The following is a 2,559-nucleotide window of genomic DNA, read 5'->3' on the forward strand; positions in this document are numbered from 1 at the left end:
AATGTATGCAAATAAATGCATACACCATAGGTGTGGTTTAATTTGATGCCCTTTTTCAGGGCTGGAATGTGTAAGAGCGGGGTTATTTATGCTGTTGTTTTTTTGTTACTCGGGAAGGGCTTTACCTCTTCCGCATAAACGCTTCCATCAGCGTTTATAGTTAAAAAAATCTTTCGGCCTGCATGAATGGCCTTGTTGATCGCGCTTTGATATACGCCGAGATCTTTAGCTGTCTTGGTTTGCCCAAAGCGCATTGCATAATCTTTCAGGGTTATGCGTTGTTCCATACAACCTCCTTAGTACATGCAACCATTATCACCGCCAGAGGTAAAATAGTCAACACGCACGGTGTTAGATATTTATCCCTTGCGGTGATAGATTTAACGTATGAGCACAAAAAAGAAACCATTAACACAAGAGCAGCTTGAGGACGCACGTCGCCTTAAAGCAATTTATGAAAAAAAGAAAAATGAACTTGGCTTATCCCAGGAATCTGTCGCAGACAAGATGGGGATGGGGCAGTCAGGCGTTGGTGCTTTATTTAATGGCATCAATGCATTAAATGCTTATAACGCCGCATTGCTTACAAAAATTCTCAAAGTTAGCGTTGAAGAATTTAGCCCTTCAATCGCCAGAGAAATCTACGAGATGTATGAAGCGGTTAGTATGCAGCCGTCACTTAGAAGTGAGTATGAGTACCCTGTTTTTTCTCATGTTCAGGCAGGGATGTTCTCACCTAAGCTTAGAACCTTTACCAAAGGTGATGCGGAGAGATGGGTAAGCACAACCAAAAAAGCCAGTGATTCTGCATTCTGGCTTGAGGTTGAAGGTAATTCCATGACCGCACCAACAGGCTCCAAGCCAAGCTTTCCTGACGGAATGTTAATTCTCGTTGACCCTGAGCAGGCTGTTGAGCCAGGTGATTTCTGCATAGCCAGACTTGGGGGTGATGAGTTTACCTTCAAGAAACTGATCAGGGATAGCGGTCAGGTGTTTTTACAACCACTAAACCCACAGTACCCAATGATCCCATGCAATGAGAGTTGTTCCGTTGTGGGGAAAGTTATCGCTAGTCAGTGGCCTGAAGAGACGTTTGGCTGATCGGCAAGGTGTTCTGGTCGGCGCATAGCTGATAACAATTGAGCAAGAATCTTCATCGAATTAGGGGAATTTTCACTCCCCTCAGAACATAACATAGTAAATGGATTGAATTATGAAGAATGGTTTTTATGCGACTTACCGCAGCAAAAATAAAGGGAAAGATAAGCGCTCAATAAACCTGTCTGTTTTCCTTAATTCTCTGCTGGCTGATAATCATCACCTGCAGGTTGGCTCCAATTATTTGTATATTCATAAAATCGATGGAAAAACTTTTCTCTTTACCAAAACAAATGACAAGAGTCTGGTTCAGAAGATAAATCGCTCTAAAGCTTCAGTTGAAGATATTAAGAACAGCCTCGCAGATGACGAATCATTGGGATTCCCATCTTTTTTGTTTGTTGAAGGCGACACCATTGGTTTTGCCAGAACTGTTTTCGGGCCGACCACATCCGATCTGACAGATTTTTTAATCGGGAAAGGAATGTCATTAAGCAGTGGAGAGCGCGTTCAGATAGAGCCACTGATGAGGGGAACCACCAAAGACGATGTTATGCATATGCATTTCATCGGCCGAACAACGGTGAAGGTAGAAGCCAAGCTACCTGTATTTGGCGATATATTAAAGGTCTTAGGGGCAACAGATATTGAAGGGGAGCTTTTTGACTCATTGGATATAGTCATTAAGCCAAAATTTAAAAGGGATATAAAAAAGGTTGCCAAGGATATTATTTTTAACCCGTCACCTCAATTTTCAGACATTAGCCTGCGGGCAAAAGATGAGGCCGGAGATATTTTAACAGAACATTATCTATCAGAAAAAGGCCATCTCTCAGCGCCTCTGAACAAGGTCACCAATGCTGAGATAGCTGAAGAGATGGCATATTGCTACGCAAGAATGAAAAGTGATATACTGGAATGTTTTAAAAGGCAGGTGGGCAAAGTTAAGGATTAATTATCAGGAGTAATTATGCGGAACAGAATCATGCCTGGTGTTTACATAGTAATAATTCCTTACGTTATCGTAAGCATTTGCTATCTCCTTTTCCGCCACTACATTCCTGGTGTTTCTTTTTCAGCTCATAGAGATGGTCTTGGGGCGACATTGTCATCATATGCAGGAACCATGATTGCAATCCTGATTGCTGCCTTGACGTTTCTAATCGGAAGCAGAACGCGCCGACTGGCCAAGATTAGAGAGTATGGGTATATGACATCGGTAGTTATTGTCTATGCCCTTAGTTTTGTTGAGCTTGGAGCTTTGTTTTTCTGCGGGTTATTGCTTCTTTCCAGCATAAGCGGCTACATGATACCCACTATCGCCATCGGCATTGCCTCTGCATCGTTCATTCATATATGCATCCTTGTTTTCCAACTATATAATTTGACCAGAGAACAAGAATAACCCGGCCTCAGCGCCGGGTTTTCTTTGCCTCACGATCGACCCCAAAACACATAACC

At 42.6% G+C, this 2,559-nt stretch carries 4 protein-coding genes; 3 read left to right on the forward strand and 1 reads right to left on the reverse strand.

The annotated features are described in order from the left end of the window. Positions 1–86 precede the first annotated feature (86 nt). The gene (locus tag ACQQ6X_RS25580) at positions 87–287 is read right to left on the reverse strand and encodes a Cro/CI family transcriptional regulator (RefSeq protein WP_000437875.1); all 201 of its coding nucleotides are present in this window, start codon (positions 285–287) and stop codon (positions 87–89) included. A 100-nt stretch (positions 288–387) separates the two neighbouring features. Between ACQQ6X_RS25580 and ACQQ6X_RS25585 the strand changes: the two genes are divergently transcribed. From ACQQ6X_RS25585 to ACQQ6X_RS25595, 3 genes are all read left to right on the forward strand, one after another. Continuing rightward, positions 388–1,101, forward strand: a complete 714-nt coding sequence (locus ACQQ6X_RS25585; RefSeq protein WP_000104864.1) for a LexA family protein — start codon at positions 388–390, stop codon at positions 1,099–1,101. A gap of 112 nt (positions 1,102–1,213) precedes the next feature. Next, positions 1,214–2,053 carry a protein rexA gene (locus tag ACQQ6X_RS25590; RefSeq protein WP_000788349.1) on the forward strand — a complete coding sequence of 280 codons (840 nt, stop codon included), beginning with the start codon at positions 1,214–1,216 and terminating at the stop codon, positions 2,051–2,053. A 15-nt stretch (positions 2,054–2,068) separates the two neighbouring features. Beyond that, complete coding sequence (locus ACQQ6X_RS25595) at positions 2,069–2,503, forward strand: protein rexB (RefSeq protein WP_001245922.1); 435 nt, start codon at positions 2,069–2,071, stop codon at positions 2,501–2,503. Positions 2,504–2,559: the final 56 nt, after the last annotated feature.

It is taken from the genome of Paenibacillus ottowii (assembly GCF_050516475.1).
In the GTDB taxonomy this organism is placed as follows: Bacteria; Bacillota; Bacilli; order Paenibacillales; family Paenibacillaceae; genus Paenibacillus; species Paenibacillus ottowii.